We start from the raw sequence: 14,298 nt of genomic DNA, 5'->3' as shown, positions 1-14,298 counted from the left end.
GGCGCTCGCCCGCGACGGGGGCGTCGCTGAAAGGCGCAGCGTCAGGCAGGATAGACCGTGGGCCGGCATCGGCCAAGCTTCAGTCGCCCGAGCTGCCCTGCGGATAGGAGATGATCGACAGATAGCGGATCGGCAGCGTCGTCAGTTCCTCGGGCCCGTGCGGCGCGTCGGCGTCGAAGAACAGGCTGTCGCCGGGCAGCATGCGGAACAGGTTCGAGCCGTGCCGGTACACCACCTCGCCCTCTAGCATGTAGAGAAACTCCATGCCCTCGTGCTGGAAGGTCGGGAAGACGTCGGAATCCTCCGAGAGCGTGATCAGATAGGGTTCTACGACGACGCCGCTGGTGTTGGAGCCGACATGGCCGAGCAGGTTGTACTGGTGGCCGGCGCGCGTGCCGCGGCGCTCGATCTCCAGCCCCTCGCCGGCCTTGACCAGGACCGCGTTGCGCTCCTCCTCGAAGCGGCGGAAAAAGGCGGTGACCGGCACGCCGAGCGCGTGGGACAGCGCCTGCAGCGTGGTCAGCGATGGCGAGGTGATGCCGTTCTCGATCTTCGAGAGCATGCCGAGAGACAGGCTTGTGGCGGCGGCGAGGTCGGCAACCGTGATGCCGAGCTTCTTGCGAAAGGCCCGCACCTCGCGGCCGATCGCCACTTCCAGCACTTTTTCGCGCGTGTCGCGCACGGCGTGGGGGTTCTGCGTCAGCGGCGGGCGGATGGCATGGATGTCGCCGACCTTGCCCTTCAGGGACTTCAGCGGCTCGTCCGCCGCCGGTCTTGCGCCATTCGTCTTGCGTTCAGCCATGGTCGGTCTTTCTCTACCCTTGGTTCCGGTCGCTTTTCACTTCCGGTGAACTTATCGGGCGCCAGATACACTGGCAGGAATAGAACCTCAAGCGTTGCACGGAACGCCGCAGCTCGACGATCGCGCATTGACAGACATACAGGACAAATTATTGTCCTCACAGTGAAATTTCTTTCGTATCGGACAAGCTGTGGGGAGCGTCGGAATGCAGAAGCGCGTAGCCGTCATCGGAGCCGGACCATCGGGCCTAGCCCAGCTGAGGGCGTTCGCGTCCGCGGCCGCCAAGGGGGCGGAAATCCCGGAAGTGGTCTGCTTCGAGAAGCAGTCGGACTGGGGCGGGTTGTGGAACTATACCTGGCGCACCGGCCTCGACGAGCATGGCGACCCCGTGCACGGCTCGATGTACCGCTACCTCTGGTCGAACGGCCCCAAGGAATGCCTGGAATTCGCCGACTACACCTTCGAGGAACATTTCGGGCGGCCGATCGCCTCCTACCCGCCGCGCGCCGTTCTGTGGGACTACATCAAGGGCCGCGTCGAGAAATCGGGCGTGCGCAAATGGGTGCGCTTCAACACGCCGGTGCGCATGGTGACCTGGTCGGACGACACCCAGAAATTCACCGTCACCGTGCATGACCGCGAGAAGGACGTCACCTATTCGGAGGAGTTCGACTACGTGGTCGTCGCGTCGGGCCATTTCTCGACCCCCAACGTGCCCTATTTCCCGGGCTTCGAGACCTTCCAGGGACGCGTGCTGCACAGCCACGATTTCCGCGACGCGACAGAATTCACCGGCAAGGACGTGATGGTCGTCGGCCGCTCCTATTCGGCCGAGGACATCGGCTCGCAGTGCCACAAATACGGCGCCAAGACGATCACCGTGACCTACCGCTCGGCGCCGATGGGCTTCACCTTCCCCGACAACTGGACGCAGCGCCCGCTGCTGCAGAAGGTTGTCGGCAAGACAGCGCACTTCGCCGACGGATCGACCAAGGATGTCGACGCCATCATCCTGTGCACCGGCTACCTGCACCACTTCCCCTTCCTCGACGAGGGCCTGCGGCTCAAGACCGGCAACCGCATGTGGCCGCTCGACCTCTACGAGGGCGTGGTGTGGGAGAAGAATCCGGCGCTGTTCTACATCGGCATGCAGGACCAGTTCTACACCTTCAACATGTTCGACGCGCAGGCCTGGTTCGCGCGCGACGTGATGCTCGGCCGCATCAAGCTGCCGTCGCTGGCCGAGATGAAGGCGCACAGCGCCAAATGGCGCGAGCGCGAGGAAACGCTGGCCGACGCCGAGCAGATGATCTGGTTCCAGGGCGACTACACCCAGGAACTGATCGACCAGACCGACTATCCGAGCTTCGACATCGAGGCGACCAACAAGACCTTCATGGAATGGGAGCACCACAAGGAAGAGGACATCATGGGCTTCCGCAACAATGCCTACCGCTCGCTGATGACCGGCACCATGTCGCCCAAGCACCACACGCCCTGGCTCGAGGCGATGGACGATTCCATGGAAGCCTATCTGGCCGAAAAATAGGCCGGCGACTTTCCACCCGCTTGCTGAAGAGAAATTACCTGACTAAAGTCAGGTAATGGACCGGCAGCAGATCGAGACCGTCAGGCGCTTCAACCGCACCGTCACCCAGCGCATCGGCGCGCTGGAGGACGGCTATCTCCACCGTGGCCGGCCGCTCGGCGAGGCGCGCTTCCTGTTCGAGATCGGTCCGGACGGCGCCGAGGTGCAGGAATTGCGCGGCCGGCTCAATCTCGATTCAGGCTATGTCAGCCGCCTGCTGCGCTCGCTTGAGCGCCAGGGGCTCGTCGCGGTGGGGCGCGACGCGGCAGACGGCCGCCGCCGCCGGGTCGCGCTCACCGAAGCCGGCCTCACCGAATTTTCGGCTTATGACGGCCTGTCCGACGAGCTCGCGGCGTCGCTGCTTTCCTCGCTCACCGAGGCGCATCGCGCCCGGCTGGTCGCGGCGATGGCGGATGTCGAACGCCTGCTCAGCGCCGCCGGCATCGTGCTGGCGATCGAGCCCTCCGACAGTGCCGACGCGCGCTGGTGCCTCGATCAGTATTTCGGCGAGCTCGCCGCCCGCTTCGAGGAGGGTTTTGATACCGCGCTCGGCGCGTCTCCGGACGAGGCTCTTGTCGCGCCGCCGGACGGCGCCTTCCTCGTCGCGCGGCTGGACGGCGCGCCGGTCGGCTGCGGCATGCTGCGGCGCGACGGCGAGGCAATCGGCGAGATCAAGCGCATGTGGGTCAGCCCGTCGGTGCGCGGTGCCGGACTCGCCGGCCGGCTGCTTGCACGGCTGGAGGAGATCGCCCGCGAATTCGGCTGGACGCATGTGCGCCTCGACACCAACCGGGCGCTCGCCGAGGCGCAGGCGATGTACCGCAAGGCGGGCTACCGCGCGATCGCCCGCTACAACGACAATCCCTACGCCGACTTCTGGTTCGAGAAGGCGCTCTGACGCCGGCAGGCGTTCACGACTACGTGCCGCGCCGCGGCGAGCCGTGGTGCTGGGTGATCTTCCAGTCGCCGCCCTGCCGCACGAGTACCCAGGTCATGCGGTAGGGGCTTGGGTGTCGCCCTCGGCGAAGTCGACGAAACCCGCCGTGACGGCGACGTCCGCCGTCAGCATGCGAACCTGCGGCATCGGGTAGGATTCTTCGCGCACATCGGGCGCCCGCCCGGCAAAATAGGCGCGGATGGCGTCACGTCCGACCTTCAGCTCGTCAACCGAGCCGAACAGCGTCGCATCCTCGGCGTAGAGAGCCATGTGGCGGTCGAGGTCGTGGCGGTCGAAGGCCTCGATCCACTGGGCGAGCAGGTCTTCGACAGTCGGTGTGGCCACGAAATGCTCCCTGTCCTTCAGAGCTTGGCGCGGGCCCTCGCGCTCCAGGCGCTGAACAGCCGGTCCGCGATGATGCCGATGAAGGCGATGGCCAGGCCCGCGACGATGCCGCGGCCCGAATCGGCCTTGGACAGGGCGATGAACACTTCCTGGCCGAGATCGCGCGTGCCGATCATGGCGCAGATGATGATCATGGCGAGCGCCATCAAAATGGTCTGGTTGATGCCGAGCATGATCTCCGGCAGGGCGAGTGGCAGCTGCACCTTCCAGAAGGTCTGGCGCCTGGTGCAGCCCGACACCACGGCGGCCTCGATGAGGCCGGGCGGCACCTGGCGAATGCCGTGATTGGTGTAGCGGATCGCCGGCACCACGGCGAAGGCAACGGTGGCGATCATGGCGGTGACGTCGCCGACCCGGAACAGCATCACCACCGGGATGATGAAGCAAAAGGAGGGCAGCACCTGCAGCGTGTCGATGATCGGCGTGATGATCTTCTCGAAGCGGTCGCTGCGCGAGGCCATCAGGCCGAGCGGGATGCCGATGAGGCAGGCGACGAAGGCCGAGATGCCGCAGAGATAGACCGTCGCCATGGTCTTTTCCCACAGGCCGGTGACGGCGCAGAAGGCGGTCAGCGCGGCGATCAGGATGGCAAGCCTGGCGCCGGCGAGCTGGTAGCCGGCAAGGCCGAGCAGGAACACGGCGCCGAGCCACGGAAAGCCCTCGCAGAAGGTGCGCACAGGATTGAGAACATAGAGGATCAGCGTGACACGAAACACCTCGATGGCGTCGAAGAAGTTGATCGTCACCCAGGTCACCGCCGCCTTCCATGCCGGCGCGGTGGTGAAGGTGATCGCCTTGGGCACCTCGGCGAAGGCCGGGATGAACAGGCCGGCCAGCGTGGTCGCCGCTAGCACGGCGATTGCGAGAGCAAGGCGCGGATAGCGCTGCAGCAGCCCGCCGTCTGCATCGCCATGGACATGGCCAAGCGCCTGCCGCCGCGCCATGGCCTGGCTCAGCCGGTCGAGCGCGATGGCGAGCGCGACGATGGCAAGACCGGCTTCCATCGCCTCGCCGACCTTCAGGGCGCGCAGTGCCAGCAGCACGTCGTAGCCGAGGCCGCCGGCGCCGATCATCGAGGCGATGATGACCATGTTGAGTGCCAGCATGATGACCTGGTTGACGCCGACCATCAGCGTCGGGCGCGCGGAAGGCAGTAGCACGCGCCACAGCTTCTGGCGTGCCGTGCAGCCGGCCATCTCGCTGAACTCGCCGATCTCCACCGGCACGCGCGACAGGCCGAGCATGGTGGCGCGCACCATGGGCGGCGTGGCGAAGATGGCGGTGGCGATCATCGCCGAGACCGGGCTGTTGCCGAACAGAAGCAGCATGGGGATCAGGTAGGCAAAGGTCGGGATCGTCTGCATCAGGTCGAGGGCCGGCGCGACCAGCAGGCGCTCCGCCCACGGCCGGCGCCAGGCCCAGATGCCGAGGAACAGGCCTGTGAGAATGCAGAAAGGCACGGCGATGGCGATCAGCGCGAGCGTCAGCATGGCGCTCGTCCACTGGCCGAACAGCGCGATGTAGAGGAAGCAGCCGCCGACCAGGTAGCCCAGCCTGCGGCCGCCCGCGGCATGGCCGGCAAGGAAGGCCGCGATGACGACACCGACCCAGGAGAGCCTGGGCAGCACGGTCGCCTCGAGCCCGTGGCCGATCTTGAAATTCTTGGCGAGCAGGTCGAGCGCGAAGTCGAGCGGCACGCCGAGGATGGTGGTGATCGAGCGGGTGAACCAGCTCAGATTGACCTTCATCCAGGTCATGATCGCGCTGACCCAGTCGGCGATGGGAACGACGTGGTCGGCGGGGTAGTTGACCGCCCAGGCCAGATGGCCGCGGAAGACGGCCAGGGCAAGTACGGCCGCGAGAGCAACGGCCCAGACCGCCAGCCATTTCTGGACCGGCCGCACCCTGCCCGAAGGCGTGTCGGCCGCGATCGTCACGCCTGCGCTCCGGACCGGTCGATACCGGCAAGAAGGTCGATCACGGCGTCGGGCGTCACCTCGCCGATCGGCTTGCCGGTCCCGTTGACGACGGCGAAGGGCTTGCCGGCCGAAATCAGCCTGGCGGAGAAGGTCGCGATGCGGTCTTCCGGCGCCACCGTTCCGGGGTGGCCTTCGGTCTGGCACGGGCGCATCAGGCTGCGCGCCGAGATGACCTTTGCGCGCTGCACGTCGCGGGTGAACTCGGCGACGTAGTCGGTTGCCGGATTGACCACGAGTTCCTCGGGCGTGCCGATCTGGATGACCTCGCCGTCCTTCATGATGGCGATGCGGTCGGCAAGGCGGATCGCCTCGTCGAAATCATGGGTGATAAAGACGATCGTCTTGTGCAGCACATCCTGCAGCCGCATCAGTTCGTCCTGCATCTCGCGGCGGATCAGCGGGTCGAGTGCCGAGAAGGGCTCGTCGAGGAACCAGATCTCGGGCTTGGTCGCCAGGCTGCGGGCAATGCCCACCCGCTGCTGCTGGCCGCCCGACAGTTCACGCGGGTAGAAATGCTCGCGACCGCCAAGCCCGACCAGGTCGATCACTTCGCGGGCGCGGGCCTCGCGGGTGGCGCGGTCCATGCCCTGGACACTCAGCGGGAAGGCGATGTTTTCCAGCACGTTGAGGTGCGGCAGAAGCGCGAAATTCTGGAACACCATGCCCATGCGATGGCGGCGCAGCTCGATCAGTTCGGCGTCCGAGATCGTCAGCAGGTTCTTGCCCTCGAACTCGACCTTGCCGAAGGTCGGCTCGACCAGCCGCGACATGCAGCGCACCAGCGTCGACTTGCCGGAGCCCGAGAGCCCCATGATGATGAAGATCTCGCCCTCGCGGATCTCCAGGTCGACCGCGCGGGCGGCGCCGACGAGGCCTGCCTGCTGCAGGTCTGCGGCACTTGCCTTGCCGTCGCGGCTCTTGATGAAATTTTCGGCGTCCGAACCGAACAGCTTCCACACATTGCGGCAGGCGAGTTTTATGGGCCGGGCGTCCGGCACGGCCACGTGCCCCACCTCAACAGCACTGTTCATCGGTCGTCCTTTGGAGTGGCGTCCACAAGATACGGCCCCGATCGTTACCCGAACGGGGCCGTTTGTCCATTTCGCGCTGGCCCTACTCGGCCCAGGCCTTCCACTTGGCCTCGTTGGCAGCGATCCAGGCCGCAGCCACGTCCTCGGCGGACTTGCCGTCGAGATCGACCTCGCCGCTCATCGCGTTGAGTTCGTCGGAGGTCAGCGAGTAGTTCTTCGCCACGTTGTAGGCGACCGGCCATTTGTCCTTCATGCCGGCCCAGGAGTACTTGTAGATTTCGCCGAACGGCTTGCCGCAGTCATAGGCCTTGTCGGGATTGATGCCGACGCTCGGATCGGCATAGCACTCGGCCGAGTATTCGGGGAATTCGACCCACTCGCCCTTGTACTTGGCGGGCGCCCAATGCGGCGAATAGATCCACAGCATGATCGGCGCCTTGCGCTGATAGGCCGATTCCAGTTCGGCGAACATGGCGCCGTCGGTGCCGGCATGGATGACGGTGAAGGGCAGGTCGAGGGCCTCGACGCGCTCGTCGTCAAAGCCTTCCCAGGTCACCGGTCCGCCGAGATAACGGCCCTTGGGGGCTGTCTCGGCCGTGGAGAAGGCTTCGGCGCAGGCCGGGTCCTTCAGGGCTTCCCAGTTGGGCAGGCCCGGGCACTTCTCCTTCATGTATTCCGGATACCACCACTCCTCCTTGGCCTTGGGGCCGAGGGGACCAAGCCGTTCGGTCTGGCCCGTCGCGTCGGAGGCCTTCATGGCCTCGCCGGCCGTGGTGTCCCAGAACTCCATGGCGAGCGTCAGGTCGCCATTGGTCAGGCCGGTGGTCAGGCTCGAGAGATAATCGGCGGTCGGGTATTCGACCGTGTAGCCGAGCTTTTCAAAGATGCCGCCAATGATCTTGGCGTTCAGGTTGACGCTGGTCCAGTCGAACAGCGCGATCTTGATCGGGTCGTTGGATTCAGGTGCCGCCGCGTAGGCAGAAGGCATAAAGAGGCTTGCTGCCGCGAGCGCTGCAGCTCCGGCCCCAAAACGCGCAAACTTACTGGTCATCGACATGCGTAACTCCCATTGTACGATCTTGTGTCGTCGGTAGTCCCCTATCGGGCCTCTTGGCGGGCCATCGTCCGCGGCGGAGCCACGACGCTTTTTCATGCTATGAAAATTTATATACCAACATTGACCACGCGCAATGGTGATTGCGGTCCCGAGCCCGCTTTTGCGGGTTTCGATCGCCTTTCGACCCGAAGTTTGGGCAAAACTGCACAAAGCCACAGCGGACTGACCGCTGGGCGGGCAGGCCGTGCCCAGTGCTTGGGCGGTCGCCTCAGGAGCGCGGCCTGGTCTTCTTTGGGTCGTAGTGCGCAAAGCCCACGATCCGCGCAGGCAAGCGCTTCTGGTGACCGTCGAGCTTGCCGATTTCCACCTCGGTATCGAGCGCCGAATGCACGACATCGACGCGGGCGAGCGCGATGTTCTTGCCGAGCAGCGGCGAGCGCATCGAGGAGGTGACGACGCCGATCTGCGCGCGGCCGACATGGATGCAGTCGCCATGGCCGACATCGACATTGGAGTCGATCTCCAGCCCGACGAACTTGTGCGACGGGTTCTCCTTGCGCCGGATCAGCGCGTCGCGGCCGATGAAGTCGTCTGTCTTCGATTTCAGCGGCACCGTGAAGGCGATGCCGGCCTCGAAGGGATCGGTCTGGTCGGAGAATTCCGTGCCGGCGAAGATGAGGCCGGCCTCGATGCGCACCATGTCGAGTGCGGCCATGCCCATCGGCTTCAGCCCGTGCTTCTGGCCGGCTTCCCAGACAGCGTCGAAGACGGTTGCCGCGTCGCGCGGATGGCAGAAGATCTCGTAGCCGAGCTCGCCGGTATAGCCGGTGCGCGAGACGACGATCGGCACGCCCTGTGCATCGCCGATGCGGCCGACGGCAAAGCGGAACCATTCCAGCTCGCCGATCGACGGCTGCACCGGCGACGTCCAGATGATCTCTTTCAGGATTTCGCGGCTGTTCGGGCCCTGCACGGCGATGTTGTGCATCTGGTCGGTCGAGGAGCGCACCATGGCTGTCAGGCCGAGCTTTTTCGCCTGCTCGCGCAGCCAGGTGCCGCCGAAGTCGTCGCCGCCGATCCAGCGGAAATTGTCGCGGCCGAGCCTCAGCAGCGTGCCGTCGTCGATCATGCCCCCATGCTCGTAGCACATGGCCGAATAGACGACCTGGCCGACGCCGAGCTTCTTGACGTCGCGCGTCAGCACATATTGCAGCAGCGCCTCGGCGTCCGGGCCGGTGACCTCGAACTTCCTGAGCGGTGACAGGTCCATCACCACCGCCTTCTCGCGGCAGGCCCAGTATTCCTCGATCGGCCCTGCCTTGGAAAAGGCATTGGCGAGCCAGTAGCCCTTGTACTCGATGAAGTTGCGCGTGTGCTCGGCGAAGCTCGCGTGGAAGGCGGTCTCGCGGGTCATTACGGGTTCGGCGTCTGGGGTCATGCGTTTCGCTACGGCTCGAGAGAATTTTTCTTCGCCCGAATAGGTGCGAACGTGAATGTCGGTCAGGTCCCAGCCATTGGCCGGCGTGGTGTCGTCCGGGCAGGACGAGGAGACGCAGACGATGTCGGTCAGCGCCCTGAGCAGCACGTAGTCGCCGGGACGCGACCACGGTTCGTCCGAGACGACCAGTCCCTGCGCGTCGATGGCGGTATTGAAGAAGAAGTTGATCGCCATCCAGCCGGCGCGCGGCGTCACGCCCTTGTCGGCCAGCGTCCGGTTGAAATTGTCAGAGCAGTTGGCATGGCCGGGATAGCCGATGTCATCATAATACTTCGCCGCGCAGGCGAGCGCGAAGGCGTCGTGTCGCCCGCAGGTGTCCTGCACCACTTCGACCAGCGGCTCCATGTCCTGGTCGTAGTATTTCGAATGCAGGCCGGGCATCGGGTAGCTCGAGCCCATCAGCGAGCGCGTCGTCGTCACGTCGAGCGGGTGGTCCTTGCCCTTGTCGAGCTTGCGGGCCGAGAAGCACTGGAAGTCGGTGCACTGGCGTCCGTCGATGTCGATGATCTGGATGTAGTCGCCGGCCTTGACGAAATAGGACTGGGCCGTCGCCGACTTGATGCGCTGGTCGAGCAGCGGGTCGGCGAGCGGATCGGGAAGCTCGAAGCGATGTACCAGCTTCGGTCTTGCGCGCTTCAGCGTCACCGCCAGCGGCGTTGCCGTGTCGTGCGCGTCGACCGCCATCGGGCCGCCGGGTGCGGCAACGATCAGCATGCCGTCGCGCGCTGCGACGAAGCTTTCCTCGGTACCTGCCGGCGTGTCGGCGCCGAAGATGCGCAGCGCGGTGGCCTTCGACAGATCGATGCTGCGCCGCTCGAGCTTGCGACGGAAGGCGCGCAGGCTCTGGTCGCCGGCCGCGAGCATGGCCTTCAGGCCGGCGGCATCGCTGCCCTCGCTGACGCCGAGCACCGCCGGATCGCCGCGCCCGTCGCGTCCGAGCGCCACGAGTTCGGCAGCCTGCCCGCCCTCGCTGTTGGCAATCGTGATCGTGTCGCCGGCTTCGAGCTCGAGCAGGATGGCGCCGGCGCCCGGAACGACATGGCGCTCCACGCCCGCTGCCAGCGTGCCGCCGCCCGGACGGATGATGCGGCTCGGCCTGGGCGGGCCGGCAAGGACGTCGGGATATGGCAGATGCAGCATTGCTCGGTCCCTGGCCGGTCGGCGGCGACTTGCTTGCGCGGAAGATTATTTGCATCAGAAGAATATCGGAGCGCTGGCGGGGGAGCAAGGCGAAGATGCGAGCGGACGATTGCGCGGGGCGTCAAACAGCTTGCCTCCTGTGCCCGGGCCGTTATGAAGCGGCATGGGAGGATGCCCGGGCATGATCTACCACCGCATTGCAGACTTCGACGACGCTTATGCCAACGGCAGCAACGTGCCGCGTGGCGACCGCTGGCCCGAGGCCTGGGTTGCGCCGTCGAAAGCCTACCGCGAGGAACGCGCCGGCGCGGGCCGGGCAAAGCTCGGGCTCGCCTATGGCGAGCGCGCGCGCAACCGGCTCGACCTGTTCCTGCCGGCAGGCGAACCGAAAGGTCTCGTCGTCTTCATCCATGGCGGCTACTGGCTGCGCTTCGACAATTCCTACTGGTCTCACCTGGCGCGCGGCGCCGTCGAGAGCGGCTATGCCGTCGCCATGCCCTCCTACACGCTGTGCCCTGAAATCCGCATCGCCGGCATCGTCGCCGAGGTGGGCGCGGCCATCGAGCATGCGGCCGAGATGATCGGCGGGCCGATCCACCTGACCGGCCATTCCGCCGGTGGCCATCTGGCATCGCGGATGATCTGCGCCAATTCGCCGCTAAGCCAGCCCGTGCGGCGCCGGATCGGCAACACGGTATCCATATCCGGCGTGCACGACCTGCGCCCGATGATGCGCACGGCCATGAACGCCGAACTGCACATCGACCGGGCGGAAGCGCTCGCCGAAAGCCCGGCACTGCTCGAGCCGATGGACAATGCGCGCATCACCTGCTGGGTCGGCGGCGCGGAACGCTCGGAGTTCATCCGCCAGAATGCCCTGCTTGCAAACGCCTGGACGGGACTTGGCGCGGCAACCGCGACGGTGGTCGAGCCGGACCGCCACCACTTCACCATCATTGACGGGCTGGCCGATCCGGACCATGCCTTGACGCGGACCCTGCTGGCGCAATGATGCCGCTGGCTTTATGAAGCGAGCATCCGGAAGATCGAAGAGTTGACGGGAATACAGCGATGAGAGCGGTTTTTGTGCAGTTGCAGTGCCAGCCAGGGAAGACCTACGACGTTGCGCACGCGCTGTTCGAACGCGAGATCGTCTCGGAACTCTATTCGACAAGCGGCGAATACGACCTCCTGATGAAGATCTATGTCGACAACGAGGACGACATCGGCAAGTTCATCAACGAGCACGTCGCCAACGTGCCCGGCATCGTCCGCTCGCTGACGACGCTGACCTTCAAGGCCTTCTAGACCCAGCAGCAAGAACTTCTGCATTTCTCACCCGGAGGGCAACGAATGCTCTGCCGGCCTGAACGCTCGTCCGCATGCAACCAATAAGTTGTATAATTGTGTTGTTGCAATCCATGATTGACTTCCCTAACGGAAGGTAAGATGATGCCCCTGTCCGGTTTCGAGGGGGAAATCAATGTGGCGCAAGGGCTTTTCAGGAAGTGCATGTCTTCGTTTCGTTCCGCCGGCCCTGATGCTGCTGGCGGCAGGCCTGTCGGCCGGCTGCGCATATGTCACGGCGGTGCCGCGCAAACCCGGGGAGCGTATCAACGGCATTCCCATCTATGACGTGAAGCCGCTGCTGATCGTCAGCGGCGACAACGTCACCATCGAGATGGTCCCCAATTACAACCGTCCCTACGCGTTGCGCTTCGGCGCCTTCCTCGCCAAGAACAACTTCGAGGCTTCGCTCCAGAACGGCATCCTGACGACGGTCAAGGCGGATATGGATTCCACGGAATTCATTAAGGTGCTGACCGCGCTCATCGACAAGATCCCAGCGCCGAAAGGCTTCTCCGGACCGGCTGGCGGCCCTTCCGCCGGCGGCATCAAGGACCGCTTCCAGGTCTACGACATCGTCTTCGACGACGACGGCAACCTGGTCGGCCTGCGGCCGCTGCTCATCGAGCCCAACCTGCTCCGGGTGAAGACGGCAGAACGCACCGTCATCGCGGCGCCCCGCCAAGCCGCCCAGCCGAACGAAGGCGACGACGGCATAACGCCGGGGCCGGTCTAAGGGTTGGCTGCAGCCATGGTCGCCGACATCGTCAGGCATCCCGAATACGCCACCGTCGAGCGAACAATCGTGGACGAGGAGCAGGACCTCGCTCAGCGCTACGGCGCACACCATGTCGGCGTCTCGAAGAAATTCCGGGCGGGCGAGAAGCTCTCCGAGACCTGCATCACCTTCTACGTGGCGCAGAAGGGTACGCCCGCATCGGGCGAACCCGTCCCGCCGGAATTCCCGCTGCTTTACGAGGACGGCTCGCGCGAGCGCCGCATCCTCACCGACGTGTGCGAACTCGGCGGCAGGCCCCGCGGCTTCAACATGCGCGGCGGCAACGTGGTGATCGGCGCCGACAACGAGCACGGGACGGTCGGCCTCGTCTTCCAGCGCGGCAATCGCGACCTGTTCCTGACCAACGCCCATGTCGTCACCGACCCGGGCCAGCAACCCGGCCTGGTGAGCGTCGAGGTGCCGGACGGCCCCATCGTCCAGGGCATCGTCAGCGACTTCGACGATCTGCTCGGCGGCGTGGTGCGCAGCGACGCGGCGATCGTGCACGTCGCGACGGGCACCATCGCATCCGGCAGTTTCCGCGGCACCGCCCTTCGCCTCGTCGGCTGCGGCGAGATCGCCAACAACGATTCCCGGCGCTTCTATTACGTGGCGATGGAATTCGTGCACGAGGCGGTGTGGCTCGGCTTCGTGCCCGGCGCGGCCGAAATCGACATTGACGGCCACAGCCTGAACTATGCCGGCTTCCACAAGCTCCGGCTGACGGTCGGCCGCTGCCGCCCCGGCCATTCCGGCGCCGTGGTGTTCTGCCGCTCCGGCGCCGGCCTGATGGCGGTCGGCCTCCTGTTCGGCGGCATCGAGGACGCCAACGAGGTCTGGGTCTTCCCGGTCAGGCGGTGCCTCAGGCAGATGAACATCGACCCGGACAGCCTCTGATCGGCCGCTTGTGCGCGCCTAGCCTATCTCCGCGACGAAGGCGCGGATGATTTCCGTCAGCACTTCCGGCTGCTCGACACAGGGTATGTGGCCGGCATCCTTGACGACCTCGTAGCGGCAGCCCGGGATGAGCTTTGCCGTCGACAGGACGAGATCGGGCGGCGTCGAGCCGTCCTGGTCGCCGACGATGCCGATGGCCGGAACCGCGATCCGGCCGGCCTCCTCGGTGAAATCGGCATCGCGGATCGCCTCGCAGGTCGCGACATAGCCTTCGACCGGCTGGCGTATCAGCATGTTGCGGTAGCCGGCGAAGTCGGCATTGCCCGCGGCGCGAAAGGCCGGCGTGAACCAGCGCTCGAGGATGGCGTCCGCAATGGCCTCGATGCCATCGGCGCGAATCGCCTCGATGCGCCCGTTCCACAGCTCGTTGGTGCCGATCTTGTGCGCGGTGTCGCAGAGCACCAGCGCGCGTACCAGGTCCGGGCGCGCGGCATAGAGCCCCTGGGCCACCAGCCCGCCGACGGACAGTCCGCAGACGATCACTTGCCGCGTATCCAGCATGTCGAGCAGGCCCGCCAGGTCGGCGACATGATCGTCCATCGTCGAATGCGCCCCGCCGGAATCCGACAGTCCGTGGCCGCGCATGTCATAGGTCACGATGGCGAAATCGCCGGCCAGCCGCACGATCACATCGCGCCAGATGCGGAAATCGGTGCCGAGCGAATTGGCAAAGACGATGACCGGCTTTCCGGCCGGCGCGCCGATCAGCTGGTAGTGCAGCGTGACGCTGCCGATCTTGGCGAACTGCATGGGCTCTCCGCGCCGCGGCGCAGGCGGCT

The 14,298-nt window shown here is 65.5% G+C and carries 14 protein-coding genes; 6 read left to right on the top strand and 8 right to left on the bottom strand.

Annotated elements, in window-relative coordinates:
* Window positions 1-79: 79 nt before the first annotated feature.
* A complete protein-coding gene (locus ACT2BZ_RS08850) occupies window positions 80-802 on the bottom strand; it encodes a helix-turn-helix domain-containing protein (protein ID WP_457940529.1) in 723 nt (240 codons plus the stop codon).
* A 205-nt stretch (window positions 803-1,007) separates the two neighbouring features.
* Here ACT2BZ_RS08850 and ACT2BZ_RS08845 point away from each other — a divergent pair, with 205 nt between their 5' ends.
* Together ACT2BZ_RS08845 and ACT2BZ_RS08840 are read left to right on the top strand one after the other, a co-directional pair.
* Window positions 1,008-2,351, top strand: a complete 1,344-nt coding sequence (locus ACT2BZ_RS08845; RefSeq protein ID WP_457940527.1) for a flavin-containing monooxygenase — start codon at window positions 1,008-1,010, stop codon at window positions 2,349-2,351.
* A 55-nt stretch (window positions 2,352-2,406) separates the two neighbouring features.
* Window positions 2,407-3,288 (top strand): bifunctional helix-turn-helix transcriptional regulator/GNAT family N-acetyltransferase, encoded by an 882-nt coding sequence (locus ACT2BZ_RS08840; protein ID WP_457940526.1) that lies wholly within the window; start codon window positions 2,407-2,409, stop codon window positions 3,286-3,288.
* Between the two features lie 19 nt (window positions 3,289-3,307).
* Here ACT2BZ_RS08840 and ACT2BZ_RS08835 read toward each other — a convergent pair whose 3' ends face one another.
* From ACT2BZ_RS08835 to ACT2BZ_RS08810, 6 genes are all read right to left on the bottom strand, one after another.
* Window positions 3,308-3,385: a nuclear transport factor 2 family protein gene (locus ACT2BZ_RS08835; RefSeq protein WP_457941257.1), complete on the bottom strand. Its 78-nt coding sequence runs from the start codon at window positions 3,383-3,385 to the stop codon at window positions 3,308-3,310.
* The gene (locus tag ACT2BZ_RS08830) at window positions 3,382-3,672 is read right to left on the bottom strand and encodes a YybH family protein (protein ID WP_457940524.1); all 291 of its coding nucleotides are present in this window, start codon (window positions 3,670-3,672) and stop codon (window positions 3,382-3,384) included. Before ACT2BZ_RS08830 ends, ACT2BZ_RS08835 begins: the two co-directional genes overlap by 4 nt.
* A gap of 17 nt (window positions 3,673-3,689) precedes the next feature.
* Complete coding sequence (locus ACT2BZ_RS08825; RefSeq protein WP_457941256.1) at window positions 3,690-5,663, bottom strand: ABC transporter permease; 1,974 nt, start codon at window positions 5,661-5,663, stop codon at window positions 3,690-3,692.
* A gap of 2 nt (window positions 5,664-5,665) precedes the next feature.
* The gene (locus ACT2BZ_RS08820) at window positions 5,666-6,742 is read right to left on the bottom strand and encodes a quaternary amine ABC transporter ATP-binding protein (RefSeq protein WP_457940523.1); all 1,077 of its coding nucleotides are present in this window, start codon (window positions 6,740-6,742) and stop codon (window positions 5,666-5,668) included.
* Between the two features lie 82 nt (window positions 6,743-6,824).
* Window positions 6,825-7,799 (bottom strand): ABC transporter substrate-binding protein, encoded by a 975-nt coding sequence (locus ACT2BZ_RS08815; RefSeq protein WP_457940521.1) that lies wholly within the window; start codon window positions 7,797-7,799, stop codon window positions 6,825-6,827.
* A gap of 268 nt (window positions 7,800-8,067) precedes the next feature.
* Window positions 8,068-10,437, bottom strand: a complete 2,370-nt coding sequence (locus ACT2BZ_RS08810; protein ID WP_457940520.1) for a DUF1989 domain-containing protein — start codon at window positions 10,435-10,437, stop codon at window positions 8,068-8,070.
* 181 nt (window positions 10,438-10,618) lie between these two features.
* Here ACT2BZ_RS08810 and ACT2BZ_RS08805 point away from each other — a divergent pair, with 181 nt between their 5' ends.
* From ACT2BZ_RS08805 to ACT2BZ_RS08790, 4 genes are all read left to right on the top strand, one after another.
* Window positions 10,619-11,449, top strand: a complete 831-nt coding sequence (locus ACT2BZ_RS08805; RefSeq protein WP_457940519.1) for an alpha/beta hydrolase — start codon at window positions 10,619-10,621, stop codon at window positions 11,447-11,449.
* A 59-nt stretch (window positions 11,450-11,508) separates the two neighbouring features.
* Complete coding sequence (locus ACT2BZ_RS08800; protein WP_457940517.1) at window positions 11,509-11,745, top strand: Lrp/AsnC ligand binding domain-containing protein; 237 nt, start codon at window positions 11,509-11,511, stop codon at window positions 11,743-11,745.
* A 232-nt stretch (window positions 11,746-11,977) separates the two neighbouring features.
* A complete protein-coding gene (locus ACT2BZ_RS08795; RefSeq protein ID WP_457940515.1) occupies window positions 11,978-12,520 on the top strand; it encodes a hypothetical protein in 543 nt (180 codons plus the stop codon).
* 15 nt (window positions 12,521-12,535) lie between these two features.
* The gene (locus tag ACT2BZ_RS08790) at window positions 12,536-13,459 is read left to right on the top strand and encodes a hypothetical protein (RefSeq protein WP_457940514.1); all 924 of its coding nucleotides are present in this window, start codon (window positions 12,536-12,538) and stop codon (window positions 13,457-13,459) included.
* 18 nt (window positions 13,460-13,477) lie between these two features.
* Here ACT2BZ_RS08790 and pcaD read toward each other — a convergent pair whose 3' ends face one another.
* Window positions 13,478-14,269, bottom strand: a complete 792-nt coding sequence (gene pcaD, locus ACT2BZ_RS08785; RefSeq protein WP_457940513.1) for a 3-oxoadipate enol-lactonase — start codon at window positions 14,267-14,269, stop codon at window positions 13,478-13,480.
* Window positions 14,270-14,298 lie beyond the last annotated feature (29 nt).

Source organism: Mesorhizobium sp. 10J20-29 (assembly GCF_054130485.1).
This window is presented reverse-complemented; position numbering and strand designations above follow the sequence as displayed.